The 18,332-nt window shown below is 62.9% G+C and carries 15 protein-coding genes; 6 read left to right on the forward strand and 9 right to left on the reverse strand.

What is annotated here, in order from left to right; translation table 11 throughout:
- Positions 1 to 128: 128 nt before the first annotated feature.
- From ISS97_RS17125 to ISS97_RS17140, 4 genes are all read left to right on the forward strand, one after another.
- Complete coding sequence (locus ISS97_RS17125) at positions 129 to 1,028, forward strand: DUF535 family protein (RefSeq protein ID WP_404580158.1); 900 nt, start codon at positions 129 to 131, stop codon at positions 1,026 to 1,028.
- Positions 1,016 to 1,567 carry an RNA polymerase sigma factor gene (locus ISS97_RS17130; RefSeq protein ID WP_379983388.1) on the forward strand — a complete coding sequence of 184 codons (552 nt, stop codon included), beginning with the start codon at positions 1,016 to 1,018 and terminating at the stop codon, positions 1,565 to 1,567. The genes ISS97_RS17125 and ISS97_RS17130 overlap by 13 nt, the downstream gene beginning before the upstream one ends.
- Positions 1,568 to 1,572: 5 nt before the next feature.
- Positions 1,573 to 2,562, forward strand: coding sequence for a FecR family protein (locus ISS97_RS17135; protein WP_379983387.1), 990 nt, complete (start codon positions 1,573 to 1,575; stop codon positions 2,560 to 2,562).
- A gap of 113 nt (positions 2,563 to 2,675) precedes the next feature.
- Positions 2,676 to 5,063 (forward strand): TonB-dependent siderophore receptor, encoded by a 2,388-nt coding sequence (locus ISS97_RS17140; protein WP_379983386.1) that lies wholly within the window; start codon positions 2,676 to 2,678, stop codon positions 5,061 to 5,063.
- Between the two features lie 379 nt (positions 5,064 to 5,442).
- Here the strand turns inward: ISS97_RS17140 and ISS97_RS17145 are convergent, their stop codons facing one another.
- The 3 genes from ISS97_RS17145 to ISS97_RS17155 form a co-directional block, all read right to left on the reverse strand.
- Positions 5,443 to 5,736 (reverse strand): hypothetical protein, encoded by a 294-nt coding sequence (locus ISS97_RS17145; protein WP_379983385.1) that lies wholly within the window; start codon positions 5,734 to 5,736, stop codon positions 5,443 to 5,445.
- A 637-nt stretch (positions 5,737 to 6,373) separates the two neighbouring features.
- Positions 6,374 to 7,063: a DUF2076 domain-containing protein gene (locus tag ISS97_RS17150; protein WP_379983384.1), complete on the reverse strand. Its 690-nt coding sequence runs from the start codon at positions 7,061 to 7,063 to the stop codon at positions 6,374 to 6,376.
- A 195-nt stretch (positions 7,064 to 7,258) separates the two neighbouring features.
- Positions 7,259 to 7,414, reverse strand: a complete 156-nt coding sequence (locus tag ISS97_RS17155; protein WP_379983383.1) for a hypothetical protein — start codon at positions 7,412 to 7,414, stop codon at positions 7,259 to 7,261.
- Positions 7,415 to 7,740: 326 nt separating this feature from the next.
- Here ISS97_RS17155 and ISS97_RS17160 point away from each other — a divergent pair, with 326 nt between their 5' ends.
- Positions 7,741 to 9,156 carry an MBOAT family O-acyltransferase gene (locus ISS97_RS17160; RefSeq protein WP_379983382.1) on the forward strand — a complete coding sequence of 472 codons (1,416 nt, stop codon included), beginning with the start codon at positions 7,741 to 7,743 and terminating at the stop codon, positions 9,154 to 9,156.
- Between the two features lie 70 nt (positions 9,157 to 9,226).
- Positions 9,227 to 10,258, forward strand: a complete 1,032-nt coding sequence (locus ISS97_RS17165; RefSeq protein WP_379983381.1) for a hypothetical protein — start codon at positions 9,227 to 9,229, stop codon at positions 10,256 to 10,258.
- Positions 10,259 to 10,418: 160 nt separating this feature from the next.
- On the opposite strand, the gene ISS97_RS17170 is transcribed toward ISS97_RS17165, so the two are convergent.
- From ISS97_RS17170 to ISS97_RS17195, 6 genes are all read right to left on the reverse strand, one after another.
- The gene (locus ISS97_RS17170) at positions 10,419 to 10,622 is read right to left on the reverse strand and encodes a hypothetical protein (RefSeq protein ID WP_379983380.1); all 204 of its coding nucleotides are present in this window, start codon (positions 10,620 to 10,622) and stop codon (positions 10,419 to 10,421) included.
- Between the two features lie 147 nt (positions 10,623 to 10,769).
- Positions 10,770 to 11,162, reverse strand: a complete 393-nt coding sequence (locus ISS97_RS17175; RefSeq protein WP_379983379.1) for a hypothetical protein — start codon at positions 11,160 to 11,162, stop codon at positions 10,770 to 10,772.
- Between the two features lie 886 nt (positions 11,163 to 12,048).
- A complete protein-coding gene (locus ISS97_RS17180) occupies positions 12,049 to 12,447 on the reverse strand; it encodes a hypothetical protein (RefSeq protein ID WP_379983378.1) in 399 nt (132 codons plus the stop codon).
- Positions 12,448 to 12,456: 9 nt separating this feature from the next.
- The gene (locus tag ISS97_RS17185; RefSeq protein ID WP_379983377.1) at positions 12,457 to 16,461 is read right to left on the reverse strand and encodes a pilus assembly protein; all 4,005 of its coding nucleotides are present in this window, start codon (positions 16,459 to 16,461) and stop codon (positions 12,457 to 12,459) included.
- Between the two features lie 111 nt (positions 16,462 to 16,572).
- Positions 16,573 to 17,160 (reverse strand): pilus assembly PilX family protein, encoded by a 588-nt coding sequence (locus tag ISS97_RS17190; RefSeq protein ID WP_379983376.1) that lies wholly within the window; start codon positions 17,158 to 17,160, stop codon positions 16,573 to 16,575.
- A gap of 9 nt (positions 17,161 to 17,169) precedes the next feature.
- Positions 17,170 to 18,321 (reverse strand): PilW family protein, encoded by a 1,152-nt coding sequence (locus ISS97_RS17195; RefSeq protein ID WP_379983375.1) that lies wholly within the window; start codon positions 18,319 to 18,321, stop codon positions 17,170 to 17,172.
- Positions 18,322 to 18,332 lie beyond the last annotated feature (11 nt).

Genomic DNA, 18,332 nt, shown 5'->3' on the forward strand with positions numbered 1-18,332 from the left:
CGCAGCAAGGCATGTCGAGGCTCAGGTGCCATCAACCGCATCAAAGCGCGCGACGCCATTTCAAAAGGCGTTGCGTCGCGCGTCTTTCTGAGCGAGCGCATTGTCTGCGTGAGCGTCATTACGCAGTGATGGTGGCCCCTTGCCAGCGAGGTTTGGTGCGACACGGTCGTCGCGCGTCGCCTGAGGCTCGGGTCTGTCACGTGCACCGGTCGGCGTTCCGTAGGACGTCGCCGTCATCCTCACCCGCCCTTCCCCGCCACGCCGGCTGGGTGCGGCGGCGTGGAGCGACTTGGTTCGGGAGCTGTCGTGTGCATCTACTCGATCTGTTGTCACAACATCGATTCGCCCTGACTCATCTACCACCCGCCCTGTTTGACGCCGTGTATATCCGCGGTACGGCATGCTTGGGCACGCTGCCGCTCCGATCGAGACATGATGCGATGCTCAGCCTGTGCTCGCTCCGTACCCTGGGTCATGTGGGTGCGTTGTGCCTGCAGCTCACCGACGGTGAGGAGGTGCTCTATCGGATCGCGATGACCGTGATCGACGAAGGGACCGCCTTGGTCATCACCACCGACGCTGCGCCCTGGCAAAGGAGCCGACACGCGACAAGGCGAACGCTGGCGCATGCCATGCATGGGGTGCGTCCGCATCAGCTGATGTGTGGCTTGGCGCGCGTGTTCGCCCGGCACTACGGCATGACGTGCGTCCTGACGGGAGCCTGCGAGAGGTCACCTCGAGATCACCGGTGGCCCGTGTTGACCGATGCACACCGCGCGGTGGGAACGTCGCGCGACCGCATCGGCAATGACGGGGGAAAGGCCTTGCCCGTGTTCGCTGGTCCGGCGCCACTGACCGCTAACGCCCATCGTCGGTCCGCTTCGCGGCGGCGTGAAGCGCTTCGTGCCACGGCGGAAGGGTTATTGGTGCGCGCGTTGCGCGAAGCCGGTTCGGCCGATCCTGCCCCATCTCACCCACCGGGTATGCGCGGCTCTTCTCATGCATGGAGGGGGATATGGATACGGTGAAACCCATCCCCGATCCAGCCCGGGATGGGCAGCGATCATCGTACGCGATGCAGGTAGAGGCGCTGTACCGGACACACTATCCGGCGCTGGTCAGCTACTTGCGGTGCCGGCTGCAATCGGAGCCGGATGCGCAGGAAGTCGCCCAAGAAACCTATGTCCGCCTGTTGACGCTCGTACAGCCGACGCAGGTGAACGACCTCCGTGCCTATCTGTTTCGTATCGCGACCAATCTGGCGGTCGATCGCTTGCGCTCGCAAACGGTCCGCACGCGGTGGGTCCATGAATCTGCCTCGGAGTCCCCTCCTATGACGACCCTGACCCCGGAACGCCAAGCCATGGCGGTGGAACAACTACAAAATCTTCGCCGTACCTTGCGGGAGATGCCCCCGAAAACCAGCCACGCTTTCGTGGCCTACATGATCGAGGGGCGCGATTTTGGCGTGATCGCGCGCGCCATGCATCTCAGCGAACGCATGGTGCGCTATCACGTGACGCGTGCGTTGGTGTTATGCCGTACGCGCGTGGACGATCTGGAGTAAATCGCATGTCATCGATCGAACGCTTTGACGAACAGTCGCTGCAGGTCGCCACGGACTGGTGGCTGCGCCTTCGCGAGGTGGCCGTCGCGGATGAAACCCTGCAGCAATGGTTGTTGTGGGTGGAAGGGGATTCGCGCCATCTCGATCTGTTCGAGCGAGTGAACGCATTGGCGAACCAACTGGGTAGCCTCGACGACGAGGCGCGTCGCTCGCTGGTGCGTGAATTCGCCACGCCCACACGCACGACGCGGCCATGGCTTTCATGGGCGGCGGCGGCCGGACTGATGGCAGTCATCTGGGGCGGGTATCTCGCGTGGAGCATCGCCACCCACGACAGGGTCACCCAGGACTACGCCAGTGCGATCGCGCAGCATCGGAACATTCGGTTGCCCGATGGCACCGAGATGGCGCTAGGGGGCGCATCCCACGTCGCCGTGCGCTTCACCGGCCGAGAGCGCCAGGTCGACTTGGCCGAAGGCGAGGCGTTCTTTCAAGTAGCGCACGATGCGAAGAAGCCATTTATCGTAACCGCCGGTCGTCTGGCCATTCACGATGTGGGAACTGCTTTCGATGTGCGGCATACCGGGCAGCGCGTAACCATCGTGGTGACGGAAGGTCGGGTACGGGTGGATTCGGGGCGTGGCGCCACCGCGATGATCGAGGCCAAAGCCGGTCAGCGGGTCGTCTATGACCCCACCACATCGACCTTGGGGGTCGACCAGGTGTTGCCGGGCGAAGCCGTGGCTTGGCGCGAGAATCGCATCGCGTTTGATAATGAGCCGTTGAGTGCCGTGGTGACTAATCTCAACCGTTACAGCGCCCGACCCATTCGCATCGCCGACCCCGGCCTAGAGAACCTAGGATTTACGGGGACGATCAACACCAATGCCATTGATCGCTGGCTAAACACGTTGCCACAGGTGCTGCCGGTGCGAGTGACCACCCGTTCCGATGAAATCGTCTTGAGCCACGCAGTACGCGATGTGCGTCAGTAACACGTAAGGTGGAATGCTTGCATGGATGACGGTGGGATGGGCCCGACGGAGGGCTTCTCGACTCGGGACGTATGCCACACTCCGCACGTTGCGTGGGGCAATGTGTGGCTGTGATGAATCGATGGGCATGGCTATTCGCTTGCGGTGCGCTAACGCCCCCGATGATTGCGGGGGCGTCGGCAGCGTCTGTCGCGGAAACCGCGCGCCCTTCCGCGACGGTCGACTTCACGATCCCGGCACAGCCCCTTTCCTCGGCCTTGATCGCCTTTGGTCTGCAGTCCCGCATCCAGGTCTTGACCGCCGGCGAGGCCATCGCGGGACATCAGTCCCCCGCGGTGCAGGGGCACCTTCATGTGGACGCCGCGCTAGCCTTACTGCTGGAAGGGTCGGGCTTGGTCTTTGAGTTTGTGGATCCGACTACCGTGGTGGTGAAACCCCCGCGCACCGCTGTCCTGACGCCGCCCCCCGCCGCCAGCAAGCCAGCGGCCACCTCGTTGGCGCCCGTGCATGCCATGGGGCTGTTCGGGCGCGAAGGGTATTTGAGCGATGGCACCAGCGGTCCCACGCGGCTCGAGGCGGACTTGAGCGAGATCCCGCAATCGGTCGGCGTGGTGACGCGAGATCTGATGAATGCGCAGCAAGCGCGTACCGTGGCCGAGGCGGTCAGAAACGTGGCCGGCGTCCAGGTCATCGATACCTCTTCGGGACTGCCTCGATTCCAGGTTCGTGGATTTCGCGCCGGCAACGGCATGACCAATGGCCTACCCAACAGTATCGCGGGCATAGGCGATCTACCTCCGCTGATCGGTGTGGAGCGGATCGAGGTCCTGAAAGGGCCGCAGGCGATCCTGGGGGATGTGTCATCGAACAATAATTTCGGCGGCCTGATCAACCTCGTGCTGAAGAAGCCGCAACGCGAACCGATCCACAACCTGACGTATGCCCTGGGCCGCTACGGCGATGTCGAGCTGGGCGTCGACCTGGCCGGCGCGCTGAGCAGCGACGGTCGCTTGATGTATCGCCTGATTGCGTCCGGCGAACGTGCGGACCACACCGCGCAGGGCTATCTCGGGCCACGCAAGCAATACATCGCGCCTTCGCTCGGCTGGAAGGGGCGGGACACCGCCTGGATCGTGGGTCTGTCGCGCATGGTCAATCGGATGCCGATCCCCGACCACACCCTGCTGCTGGGCACTACCCTGGCCTCGTCATCGCCGCCCGGCCTGCTGTTGGGGCATCGGCAAGATCACACGCAGTTTCAGACGAGCCGCGCTTACTATCAGTTCGAGCACGCCTTCAACCCGACCTGGTTGTTTCGTAGTCGTGGGCAGTACGTTCGCGAGCTCGGCAACCAACAAAGTTGGCTGTTCGAAGTCCTTTCGCCATCGGGTGATCTTTCCCCGGTGGCTAATCAGCACCGCCAAGCGGATGCCTACTACGCTCTGCAGAACGATCTCGTCGCCACCGTCGAGCAGGGGCGGGCCGTGCATACGGTCGTGATGGGTTGGGACTATTCGCGAACTCGCATTGGCCGCGTCGACGATCGGCAGGCGGAATGGGACGACGAGGCGTACAACTTATTCACCAGCCCTCCCCTGCCACCGGTGCATTCGCGAACCCTGGCCTCCGCCAGCACCACCACGTTCAACGAACCCTGGGTGACAGATAGCGGCCTGTTCCTGCAGGATCAGATCAAGGTGGGAGAGCGCGTGGACGTGCTCTTGGCCTTACGGCGCGCCGTGTACGAACTCTCTATCGAACGCCCGGATGGTTCCACGTGGGAACGTCGCCGGGCGCACTGGGTGCCCAACCTAGGGGTGGTCTATAAGGTGGTCCCCGGCCTGGCTCTCTACGCCAGCACTACCAGCGGTTTTCAACCGGATTCGACGCCCGGGAAAAACGGCGGCCCCTTGTTGCCTGCGTTGTCCCGGCAGACCGAGGTAGGCCTCAAACTCGATCTGCTGCAGGACCGCGCTCGGCTAACGGTCTCGGGGTACCGCATTACCTTGGATCGCCGCACGGTGCTTTCCTCGCCCACCCCGCCCTACTACGGCATTCCCGGGCCGGGACAAACCAACAAGGGCATCGAAGTGGAGTTCAAGGGCCAGGTCACTCCGGGGCTCAACGTCAGTGCCAACTACGCGTACGCCATCGTCCGCCATCACGATCCCTCGCCCGTCACCGGCGCCCCACGACACCAGCTCCATCTGTGGGGCCATTATGCTTTTCAATCGGAGGGTCTACGCGGCTGGAGCGTCGCGGCCGGTCTTCGCGCACGCAGTCACGCTATCGGTCTGTTGACCGACGGCAGCACCACGTTCCGCAACCCCGGCCAATACAGCCTCGATGCCAACCTCTCCTACCGCAGGGCGCAATGGAGCGTGACGCTCGGCGTCCAGAACCTGCTGCAACGGCGCCTGTATGGGGAGGACTTCGATGAGACCTTCGTGCCGCTGTATGGGCAGCGGACACTGCTGCTGAGCGGCACTTTTGCGTTTTGAGGCGGGGCCTCACCGATATGGTCTGGCTTTTCGACGAGGCGTCGCTAGCCTCCAGTCATGCAGCGACGTGGACACCCCCTCGTCGGCTCACCGTAGTGGCACGACCGCTCGATCGAGGCGATGGATGCGGGGCGGATACGCGGGTGTCGCTCGCTAGCGTGACCGACCGTGCGCGGTGGAAGCGCGGGACGTGACGAGTGGGTAAACCCCGTCCTCCCGCAAGAAGGAGCAGAGACGCGTGCGCCGATCACACGGTGGTCCGCTGCACTTGAGCAGCACTTGAACCGTCCGCGGATGGCGCGCGGTGTCGCCGCAAAAGCAGGCGTGGAAAACCGAGAGCAACGCCTTCGGTGAGCGGGCGGACTCTTCCGGTGCGGGATTAGTAAGGATCGTCCGGTACGTAATACACCGGCGTCGCCACACGTACGTCCGGTACAAGATACGGCGTCACCACCACCGGCGGGTAGTAGTAACGCGGAGGCGGTACGTAGACCGGCGCTGCAACGTAATACACCGGCGGGCTATAGTCGTACACGGAGACATACGGATCGACATAGATGGGCAGCCCGATATCGATCCCGATGCTGAGCGAGGATTGCGCCCACGCAGCGGGGCCCGCGAAGGTACCAGCCATCAGCAGGACGATGGCGCTTACCCATTTGGTACTGCGCATGTTCATGGTTTCCTCAACTCCTCGTGATGGTTTACGCCCCAGGCGGTAGGTCTGCGTCCGGGGCCCACAAATGCGCCAACGCCGTTGCTGACACAGAAAATGCCAATCAGCGCTAGGGCATCTGAGGGTTAGTGTGGGTACGCGCGATCCCTGCCGGGTGGAAACTCTGCGTAGATTGGATGGAGATCCGGCGCCGGTAAGCCCGGCTTCATACAAGGGCGGTGATCGCATGCCCTGAGGCCACGCCTTATACCCACTTACTTAACGAGCGAGCATCGACGCGATCCGGCCGTTTTTCTGGCGCAAGTATCCGGTGACCTCGTAGCCGCTAGGAGATGGTCACACCCGTGAGCGCGCTCCTGCCCCTCAAACGAAAAACCACGTACTCGGTCCTTCGCATGGCGGGACGACCAACCAAATTCGTCATTTGATTGATTAAAGCGTTTGGCGAAGTGACTGGGCAAATCCTTAATGCGGCCAAACGTCATTTCACCTGAATCGAATCGACCGACATCTCTAGCCTTCATCGGCCATCACGACGAGTGCTCACGAAATCACTTCGAACCATCTCGACGGCCACGCGCACACCGTTCAACACCTCGCGATCCATCGCGCCCCTCCTCATCGATCCTCAAATTCAACTATCGTCGTCATCCCCATCGAAGTCGTCATCGACTGCACCATCGTTAGTATCGGCAACGGTCTCTGCCCGAGGTTGTGCGGCCCTCATCGTGTCATGGTCGTCCGACGCCGCATGTGCGCTTCCATGTGCGCCGAGCCCCAGTGCGTTGGTGAGCACGTTGCCAACGACCATACCGCCCGCCACGCCCGCCGCCGTCGTCATCGCCGAAGCTAAGAAACTGCCACCGGGTGCAGCGTTAGATGGAGCCGGTGGCGCGCCCGAGATGCCCGAGGGTGCCCCCGCAGGTACCCCGCTTCCTGGGGTACCTGCGGAAGCGACGGCAGGACCTCCGCTCCCCGGGGTGGGTGGGCTGGAGGCCGGTGCCGAACTTGCCGCCGGGGTGGGCGATGATGGTTGCCGTTCTGACCGTCCGACGCTTCCGAACAAACTCGAAAGAAAGCCGTTATTGACGGGTGTTGACTTGGCTTTTTGCAGCTCACCCTCGAGCTGTTGAACGCGCTCATGCAAATTGGCCAGCGCCTGCTCTTGCACGAAAATGGTTTGAGCCATGGCGTAGGGTGCATAAGGCTGCTGGACGATTTTTTCGCGAATGAGGGCCTCGGCCTCAGGATCACGCGGCTGATGCTCCGCCTGTTTCAGGCGGTCGAAAATGCCGGCGATGGCAAGGTATTCGTCCTGGTTCATAAGTGCTTACTGTGTCCTCAATATGCCGTTGGCATTCGGGGTCGCACCTGGACCGTGCCAATGACAGGTTCACTGGTTTAGCACTCGTCGGCACGAAGCTTAGGCGATGACCATCAACCACCAGCCAAGTCGCCACGTGCAAAGCAAAACATAGCGATATGTAGTTGCCATGGAGGCTTGATGCAGATTACGCAGTCAGCGCCACCAGGGACTTGCCACACGCATCCAGGACAGCTCATCGGCGGCCACGCCATGGAACGGCAGCAGCTCACTCAGGCCGATCTCCTCGCGCTTGACGCGGCGCGGGATAGAAAACAGCAGGCTGGGATGGTCGCGGTCGGCGTAGATCACGGTGTTGCCGAAGGGGGTGTCCGCGGGTCGTCATACTGACATTGCACACTGGCATTTATAGGGACTGGCGATCAGGCCCTGGGGCGAGGTTTTGAGGTGGTAGCCTGGCGGCACTGAACCGCCAGCCGCACGGTGTTACATCCCTGTAACGGTCATCACGTTGCGGCTTGACAGGGTCTCGCGACGGGGACTACATGGCGGCGCACCTGTTGCGGTATCGCGCCTTGTCGTGGCGAACGGGGATGAACCACGTCGCATCACGGCGCTTGTCTGCGTATCCATTGGGAATTCGATCGTCCACCTTTCCGTACATCCAGGGGGCGGGGATGGTTTTCAATTCGCTCACCTTCGTCGTGTTCTTCGCGGTGGTGCTCGCCTTGCACTCGATGCCGCTGAGCTGGACGACACGCAAACTCAATCTGCTGATCGCGAGCTACCTCTTCTACGCGGCCTGGAATCCGCCGTTCGTCATCCTGTTATGGGTCTCGACCGTGGTCGATTGGTATGCCGCGCAAGGCCTGGTACGCGCACAGCGGCCCGTCAGTCGGCGCGCCTGGATGCTGCTCTCGGTGATCGCCAATCTCGGCATGCTCGGCTACTTCAAGTACGGCAGCTTCCTGCTCGCCAACTTCAGTGCACTGATGGCGAGTCTGGGCATCGACTATCAACCGCCGGCGTACGACATCGTGCTGCCGGTAGGCATCTCGTTCTACACCTTCGCCACGATGTCCTACACGCTCGACATCTACCTGCGCCGCGCCAAACCGGCGCGCCATGTTCTCGACTACGCGCTGTTCGTGACGTTCTTCCCGCATCTGGTGGCCGGGCCAATCATGCGACCGACCGAACTGGTGCCGCAGTTCGCGCAGCCGCGTCGTGCCACGCCGTACCAACTGCGCTTTGGCTTAGCGCTGATGACGCTCGGCTTGTTCCAGAAAGTTGTACTCGCCGACAGCTTTCTCGCCCATCCGGCGGAACTGGTCTACGACAGCGCCACTATTCCGAATGCGCTTGATGCCTGGATCGCCACGCTCGCCTTTAGCGGCCAGATCTTTTGCGACTTCGCCGGCTACTCGACCACCGCCATCGGTGCCGCGATGTGTCTCGGCTTCGCCATGCCCGACAACTTCCGGTTTCCCTATGCCGCCATCGGGTTCTCTGACTTCTGGCGGCGCTGGCACATCACGTTGTCATCGTGGCTGCGCGACTATCTCTACATTCCGCTGGGTGGGAATCGTCATGGCGAAGCGCGCACCTACCTCGCGCTAATGGGCACCATGTTGATCGGCGGCCTGTGGCATGGCGCCAATTGGACGTTTGTGGTGTGGGGTGGGCTCCACGGGGTGTATCTGTCGGCCGAGCGCCTGCTGCACGCGCGTTGTGCCGGTTATCGGCCGGGGCCATTCGCCCTGCTCGGATTCGGGCTGCTGACTTACGCGCTGATCAACGTGACGTGGGTGTTCTTCCGCGCCAAGGACTTCCACAAGGCGGGGCTCGTGCTGAATGGGATGTTCGGACAGAACACGATGTCGGCACCCATTCTCGACACGGTGTATCTGGTTACGGTGAGCGCCATCATCGCGGGCATCGTCGCCACCCACTGGCTGATGCGCGCACGCACGCTGGAGTCGGTGGTGGCACGCACGCCGGCACTAGTACTGTCGGTCGTCTGGGCACTGATGGGCTTTGCGATCGTCATCTCGCAGGGATCGGGCAATGCCTTCATCTATTTCCAGTTCTGAAAGGGCCGGCTTTGTTCGCCTGACCGCGTCCGACCGCCCGGGCGTCGCGCAACCCGTCCCCGAACGCGACGTGCCCGCGCGACCGTGGCGAGGCATCTTTATCGGCACACTGGTGCTGATGGCCTTGCTGCTGGCCGCGTGGGAATGGCATTGGCGCGACGCAGGCGCTCCCGGCGGCTACAAGAACAGCAACGGTTTGTGGTCGATCCAACGCCGCCGCATCGATCATGGCGAAGGCGGCGCGACGGTGCTGATCGGCGATTCACGGGTGTTATTCGACCTGCAGCTGCCAGTGTGGGAGCGCCTTTCGGGCCACCGCCCGATCCAGCTCGCGATCGAGGGCACGTCGCCGATGTTCGCGCTGGAGGACCTCGCGGATGATCCCGCCTTCACCGGGCGATTGCTGATTGGCGTGGCCCCGGACATCTTCTTCAAAGGCGCCCAGCGCCGCACGGGGTTGCTCACGTACTACCGCAAGGAAACCCCGGCGCAACGCGCTGGCCAATGGCTGTCGATGCACCTGCTCGAACCCTATCTCGCTTTCGACGATCCTGACTTCGCACTCTTCACCGTGCTGAAACGACAACCCTGGCCTCTCCGCCCGGGGCGCCCTTTCTTGGCTGACGTGCGCAAGCTTTCCGTCATCGATGCGGATCGCAACTGCCATCTATGGAGCAAGGTCGAGAATGATCCCGACTACCGAGAACAGGCCAGGCAGATATGGACGCAGCGCTTTGCTCCACCGCCGCATGGGGCGCCATCACGAGATCGGACGCAGGCCATCGCCCAGGAGCAGATCGAGCGTGCCGCAGCGGCCGTGATCAAGTTGCGCGCACGCGGCGTCGACGTGATCTTCGTGCGCATGCCGAGCAGTGGAGCCTACCTGGCCTATGAAAACAAAATCTTCCCGCGCGAACACGCCTGGGATGTGCTGATCACGCGTAGCGGTGCACCCGGCATCTACTTCGAGGACTATCCTGAGCTGAGCGGATACACCCTGCCCGAGTGGTCGCATCTGTCCGCGGCCGACGCCGAGCGTTTCACCGCCTCGCTGTATTCGATCATCGAGCGCGACTACTGGCTCACCGACAAGCAACCTTGATTGGTGGGCAACCAGGGATCCAGCGTGTCGATCACTCGCGGATTGGACCATCAGCGCTGTTCGCAGCATCATCCAATCGCGAGATGGACAATCGAAACTCACCGCCCTATCTGTTTATGGGCCGCACTCACTACGGACATTCAAGTTCACACCGGCCAGCCTACTGGTTGTCGCGCAGGCGCCGCACCGCGTCACCGAGACGCGCATCATAGTCCATAGGTGTGAGCCCCATGCCGGCCGCGCGATTGCTGGCCGGATCGATCGCGAGTGACTCGTTCCACGGCCCATTGGCATGGATCAAATTTCCCGCCGCATCGTAGTCGCGCAGCTGCTGCCCACCCGAGCCGTACTCCTGCCTGGTCATCGGACCCATTGAGGGCCGCGCTTTCACAGCACCTCGTGGTCGATCCACTACCGCCCGCAAAAGCACCGCGACGAGAAGACCCGCCGTCGCGGCCACCGGTGGCTCGCTTCGACCCAGTGGGTCGTATCGTTCGGCTCCGCAAAGCGGTCATCTATCGGCGCCACACTCCCACGCGGCCCAGCCACCCGCTGCCAGCGCCACCGCGGCGGCCGGCGAGAACCACATCGGATGTGGAAAGGCCGCCAGGTTGGCCAGCGCCAGAGCCAGCAAGACCACTACAATCGCCAACGCGACCCCGAGGGCATGGTGCCGGTCCAGCCGTATGGCCACCCATACGCCCAAAAAAGCGGCCAGCAGATAGGCCACCACGGGGGCGACGAATAGGTACGCCCCGGACAGGACAGCATGGCCGATGAATTCGATACCGAAGACGACGCCATGGGCGACCACGAGACCGGCCAGGACGGCGAGAGCGGTACGTAAGTAGCGCGGCATGTCGCGGAGTCTCCTGATCTTCGAAAGGAACGTCACGTCAGGCATAGGGGATACGTCGACTGAGGCGCGTAGTGAGGCAGAAACAACCGTGTCGGTGTGCCGCCACCACCACTAACCGCACGAGCTGTCGATCAAGCTCTGCGCATCGTGGCGCAGCCGCCGCATCTGCATCTAGACAGACCCCGGTCACCCGCACGATTCGCATTTTCATATCAGCGAGTCACTCAAGAGAATTCGGGACGAACCCGGTTGGTCCTGATGGCTCAAGGAGATCTTCATGCGGCGCGGGAGGAAGCCCCTCCGCCGCGATCAACAAGCCGGCACGATCAAGGAAGTCGCCCCTTGAAGGGAGAACGTCGCACGAATGGACGACGTACACGTCAGTTGCCATCGTGCCCACCGCAGCCGCTAGCAGGTCTGCCCTCCACCCATAACGGCTGACCGCACTGGGATGTCCATGGAAGGCCGCATCGCTGCCCACGCTAAGCCTTGCATCGACCTCATCCCGTCGGGATCGCCACGGCTCGGCAACGTGCTGCAGCGGCACACTAACGAATGGCATGACGCCATCGCCACGCGCGCATGGAGTACACGGCCCACCACTGCGAGGCAACCATCCTTCCCCCGTTCATGCCCCTCCCCGATGGCGAGTCCCGTGTTGACGGCGGCAAACACTCGTCGGAGCGGCACGCTCCTATTTCCCGGTCTGCGCGGCGGGCATCGGCTCACCCTTGCACGGCCGTAGTGAAGCGCGACTCGATGAAAATATCGTGTGCGTTTGTTGGACATCGTGTTGAGATAACCACGCTTGCAGCAAACGATGTCCCTCCGGCGCCCACCGTCACGTCCTCGCCTGAATCGATGGCGCGATCGATGCGCCACAGGGAGCAACGGCGGCATGCCACGAACGTCAATGCGCCCTTTCGTGGAATCAGAAGAGAGTCTTTCGGCGCGACAGTGCCCAACCGATCCAGCCGCCGGCCGCCAATGCCCTTGCTGTCGCAATCGCGGACCACATCGGATCCGGACGGACGGCCAGATCGGCCCGCGCCAAGAGCAGCAGCACCAGCACGATCGACACCGTGATAGCGACGGCATGATGTTGCGCCATCCGCACGGCCATCGCGACGCCCACCACGGTGGCCGGCACATAGGCTGCCACCGGTACGATGAAGGCGTAGTCGCGCACATGCATCGCGTGGCTTCCACCCTCGATCGCCAAGACGATCATCTTAGTGACAACCAGGCCGACCAACATGGCGATGATGCTACGCAAGTAGTCAAGGGCGTTAGGTCGCCGCGTTCCCTGCGAATTGGCGTCATCAGGCATCGGAGGGAATCAATCGAGCACCTCCCGCCAATTCACACGCTTGAGTGCATTGCTCGTGGTTCCTTGCCGCATGCGGGCGGTTTGTGGCAAGGAACCGGCCTGTCCATACAGCAAGGCCAACTCGCCGTTGGGCAACTTGATCTGCTGCAGTTTGGTCGGTGCCGATTCGGTCGTCACCGCGCTGACCAGATTTCCCACACCGTCCAGCAGCACAGATTGTCCGCCGCTAAAACGCGCCGCATAGATACTGCCCTTCAAGGCACACGGATCGGCGGTCGGCGTCATGGTGGCCCAGCCCACGGTGTAGGTCCCCGCCGCCGCGTCCGGATCGACCACGATGCGCTCACTGCCGCCGTTCGTGCCCACCCGTCCGGACAAGTCATAGTACCAACCGGCATCGCTGTCATTGATCACGATCCCCTTGATCAAATCGGCGACGGGCTTGAGGCGGCTGGTGCTGCGTGACAAGGGTAGTGACGTGGTCGATGGCCTTCCGGCGTCACCGTCGCGCAGGGCGTACATCGTCTGTTGCTGCGTATCGTTCAGATCGCTGACATCGAGCGCCTTGCCGGTGCCCACAAACACCCAGCGCCGCGAGCCGAGGCCGATGGCATTCACGTCCAATTCGATCCGTGGCGCGGTAGTGATCGGCTGCGGACCCTTGATGGGGTCTTGCAGCGTGGCGAACAGCACCGGCGGAGGATAAGCCCCCTTCCCCGACAGATCGAACCGCCACAGGTTGCCCAGCAGATCGCCGACGTAGACCTGTTCGAGGGTGTTGTCCCCGATGTCTTTCGTGTACCCCGTCGCCGATCCCAGGCCACTGGGGTTGGCCGCGCTGCCCACGGTATCGGGGGTACTCAAGGTCTCCAGCAACGCCCCCGTCTTGGCCTGGATCACGTACAGATGGCCGTGGCCAGAGGGGTTGTTATAACCGGAGGTCATCAGGACCACCCAGCCGTATTTGCGCGTCTTGGCAATCAACGGCTTGCCATAGGAGAAGCCCATGTCGGCCTCAGTGAATTCCCACCGCACCTTGTCAGTCGCCAGCGTTTGCTCGATCGCCGCCGTGCTGCTGGTGGCGTCGATGGTCGCGGGCACGGTGGTGATATCCAAGGCGTAAATGCCGCGCCCTCCCTTCCCCAAACCACCGACCAGCAGGGTGTGCCAGTCGGCGTTAGCCGACGTACTGAGGGTGGGCGGCGCGGCCGAGGCAGAGGCGGCCGTATAGGTGAAGTCGACGTCCGCCACCTGCGGAGTCTGGTCCACATAGAAATGATGCGCGTAGCTCGTCGCGCTGACCCCGGTGAGATTGCTCAGCGCCGCCAATCCATCCACCTGCGGACGACGGCTGGGACCGTTGAACAACAGACTGGGAACGTAAGCGAACAGTTCACTGCCACCACCCGATACCGGATTGGCGGTTGGTGCCACCGAGAAACCTCCCGCAAAGGCATGCAGCATGCCGTCATTGGCACCGACGTACACCACCGGCGCCCGCTTGGTCTGCTGCGTCCGGAATTTTGCATAGCCGGGGTTGGCCGCGTCGCTGTATCGGGGCGACAACGCCCCCTGCACTACTACCGGCTCCGAATGCACGATGTCGCCCAGAACGTGTCGGCGCACCCGAAACTGGGAACCCTCGCGGGAGGCGTCCCCGCGCAGATAATTCACCTGGTCGAGGGTTAGCACGCCTTGCTGGGCCGCCGACAACTGGGGATAGCGAAACGGAATGCCTTGCGTGCCGTCGAAAGTAATGATGCGACGCCCCGTGTCCCACCCGTATTGGGTCGTGGACGCGCCGGTCGCTTTGACCAGCGCGTCCAACTTCGCCTGCGCACTCCACCGCGGACTACCGGGAACGGCATTGACGCTGCCGGGGGCTGTTGATGCGGCGAGATAGCCAGCGAGTTCGCCCGACCAGGCGGCGGGGGTGTAGGTCACGGTATAGATGGGAAACCCGCTGACCGGTGAGTAATAGGGAGCGGCTGTGCGATCGGCCACTACGTTGGTGAGAATACGGGTCAGGGTCACCCCCGGGCCCGCCGCGCTTTGGGTCGTCTCCGCGACTTTCTTGAAGATCTGCGACAAACCGGCCTGGATGAGATCGGGGCGGTTGCCGGGAAAATAGTTGTCGGGTCGCAGATCCTTGTTCGCTTCCGTGCTGGGGTTGGTATGCCATGTCAGCACACTGGCAGGCATGCCGTTCCCGTTGACGTCATCGAAACCACCGTATTTGGCGGCGAGCCAGTACATGTTGGGACCGGCACTGGGCGTGCCGCAATTACTCGGCGTGCAATTCGAATTGAACCGGGCGGGGTTATAAATCTCTTTGCCCGGCGTGCCGTCATAGGACCCCGGTTCCAGCACGTCCACCGTATACGTGTCGACCGTTTGCTTGCCGGACAAGTCGCTGCGAATGTCCTGGGTGTGCGCAAAGTAGGCCAAGCCCGCCATGTTGTAAGTGGCATCGACCGTGGTGTTGGGTTCGAGCCGGTTGCCCAGTTGCGTGGCACCGGCGCCGAACAAGCTGACCATGGTCACCGTGGGATTGGTTTCGATCAACGGCAGATCGCCCAATCGCGATGTATAGAGCGCGGCGTCGGCCCCGTTCACCGGCGGCAGCGCGGCACGTATCGCGGAACTGGGAAGGGGCCCCGCCGAACTGGGGACACGGGTGTCGTACCAGGTGTGCGAATCGCCGATCGTCACGATGGCATTCGCTTGGCAGGTGTACTGCACCGGATCGCCGAGCTGTCCGCCGAAGGCGGGAAACGCGGTATCCAAGCTGTTGGCGACAGACAGGCCCGCCGTATAGTCCGCGTGGAGCGGCACGTTCATCAGGTACGCCAGCGCGGCCCAGTAGAGGTCCGCCAGCGTGTCGTAGGTTTCATAGCCGTTGTCATAGCCAAACTTATTGAGATAGTTGATCGCACCGGTCAGCGTGGCGTCGCGACCGCCGGGGGCCGTTCCGGCGGCGTGATCACTATCGGGGTTGGCGATGAATACGCCCGTGGCCTCATCCCACTCGGTTTGAGGATTGGACGTCCGCGGACTGTTGCCGCCATAACGCGTGGGACCATTGTCGTGCAGCAGCGCACGCACCACGCCGTTGGCGGCACGGCGACCACTTTGAAACGCGTAGCCGGCGGCGCCTACACGAATCCGCGTGAAGTTCTGCTGGATCAGGCCTTCCGGCTTGTTGTAGCGGCCAGCGTTCGGGTAGTCGGTTGGCTTATGCGCCGCATTGCAGTTCACTTCCAATTGACCTGACACGCAGACCTGCACGGCCGCGTTGTACGTCGTGGCGGCGGCGTTGATATAGACCGGGTCGTCGTCGGTGCCCACGTTGATCTGCGAGCCATCGTCCGCGAACCCGGGGTTGTTGGACACGAGGAAGCCGGTGCCTTGACCGGCCGATCGCAGATACACCCGTGCGGCCGTGGCGTAGCTGGCGTCCCCAATCACCGCCGCTGTCGCGCTATTGAGCCCCGCGCCGACCGTGCGATCGGGGAAATTGCCGGTATTACTCTGGTTGTTTAGTTGGGATCGAAGCAACACCGTCGTGTCCGCGGTATCGATGCTGCGATGACCGCCGGTGAGGCTCAAACGAAACTCGTCCAGCGCCGTCATCGTGGCCCAATTGAGCAGGTTGCCACTCCAATGGCTACCCTGCCCGTCCACGCAACTGCCGGTGGCAGCGATCGCCACGCCCGTTGGCGTGAAATAGCGACGCACCGCATCGTAGTCGTAGCACTTCGTGTTATCGAAGTAGCCTAGGTAGCTGACGCGGTAATCGAAACCGGTGCTGTCCTTATAGGCGGCCACGGTCCCGGTAGGAAATTCCACCGAAAGCGCCAGCATCAGGTTGGCCGGCACATTGGAGGCACTGCCCACCGGGATATCGGCCAAGGTCGTGGCGGCCTGCACCTGACCGCTCGCCAACGTCCACAGTAACGCTAGCCCCGCGTGCACGATGCGACGGGTGACCGATCGATCCAGCCACGGGCGCATCAGCCTTTCTCCCGGACGGATATGGATCGACACGGACATAGTATCGGCACCGCGCGACGCGGCATGCGACCGGCGCATGGCGACGGTCGCGAACCCTCGCACGGGAATGACTTAACGCAGCACGGTTTGCACATAGCTCACCACTTGTTTGGGACCTTCGACACGCACAGTGAGGCGATAGGCCGCCTGGCTGTCGGACGAGAAGCCGCCCGGATTACCGGTGGTGGAGCCACCAATCACGGTAGCCGCTGGGACCAGGCACGCATTGGGGGCGACCGTCAGCGCGGGCCCCGGGTTCGGACACAGCCGCTCGACCACATAACGCACTTCATCCTGACTTCCGGTCACCGTCATCGGCTTACCAGCGGTCTTGGCGCTGAGCACGAGAGGAATGCCACGGCTGTCGGTGCGCTGCGGCGTGGCGTAGTAGCTCGGTGGTTGATCGGCTTCGCCGGCCGCGCCCAGATACGTTGTGGCCGCGGCCATCGCATCTTGATAGGCCAGCTCCGCTTCGTGGGTCGCTTGTTGCTTGAAGGCCAGGCGACCGGCCACGACGTTGCCGGTATCGACCGCACGCATCAGCGCGATCGCTGCCATCAGCGTGATGAGTAAGACAATGATCGCCAAGAAGGTCGACACGACGCCGCGCTGCGTGCGCGACGGTGCCAAGCGGTCAGCGGAACGGAGGAAAGCGACCATCGTGTGTGCTCAGAAATGCTGCGTGATAAGGGCATTGCGGATGGGAATCGTGGTGTCGTAGACCTTGTAGCGATACTGCGGCTGCGTACTGATGGTGTATTGCAGGCTCGCGTCCAGGTCGGCAAATAGCTTCAACGAAGGGGCGCCGACATAATCGGAGGCGCGTTCAGGCAGGAGGCTCTGCGCGACGACCGCCACGCGGATCGCCTTGATTTGCGCGAAAGCGCGGGCGGCGGCGGCTTGATCTGTCGTCAGCGCCGTGATCGACCACGCCCCCGTGGGCGTCACCCACGTATCGACGACATTGTCACCATCGGTGTCGACCCCGTAGAGCGCCTTCACCTGGACGATGCCGTCGGCGACGGTCCAGGACTTCGTGCCGCGCCGCCCCAAGGCATCGTAAGTGACCAGGGACGAGGTGGCCGGATCCACGCCGTAGAGACTGATGACCGGCTGCGGTCCCAGATTGAAGGCCTGGCTCGCCCCGATCAAACCGGCGGGCGGACTATCGGCCGGAGACAAAACCCATCGATTCGTGGCGACGGAGGCGATCGCGATCTTGGCCAACGCGCAGTCACCCGCCGTGGTCGTAGCCAGCACATAATCGCCGTCGGACGATCCGAACGCGTTGTCGACGTCCACGGTGGCGCTATCGGGCGCGCCTACCACGCTGGCCTTGAACACAGTGGTCGCCGGATTGCCGGCGACCAACGCCAAGGTATCGGATGCCACCTGCCCCTTACTGTCCGTACCGCCGCTGGCGATGAGCACGGGCAACGCACGCATGGTCACCGGGGCGGCGGCGGTGTGGGGCCAAGTCGCAAACGGTGCGGGCAACGCCGAGGCGCGCGGCAGTTGCTGGGTTCGCTCCGCGTAGGCCGACATCGCGCATCCCCACACGCCATAGTTATAGCCCTGAGTCAGTCCTGCGCCGGCGGTGCGGACCTGTCGCTCCAGTTCAAATAAGGCATACAGGCCGTTCTGCTGTGCATCGCTGCCGCTGGTGGTGGTGCGCTTGCGCCCCTCGAATGCGGCAAAGGCCGACATGATCGCCAGCAGGCAGATGAGGCTGATGAGCAACCCGACCATCAGTTCGACGAGCGACAGACCACGGAAGCGATCACGCAAGACCAGGACGCGAGGATGGAATAGACGGGGCATGGTCGTCGCCA

This window comes from Dyella koreensis (genome assembly GCF_044904565.1).
In the GTDB taxonomy this organism is placed as follows: Bacteria; Pseudomonadota; Gammaproteobacteria; order Xanthomonadales; family Rhodanobacteraceae; genus Dyella_D; species Dyella_D koreensis.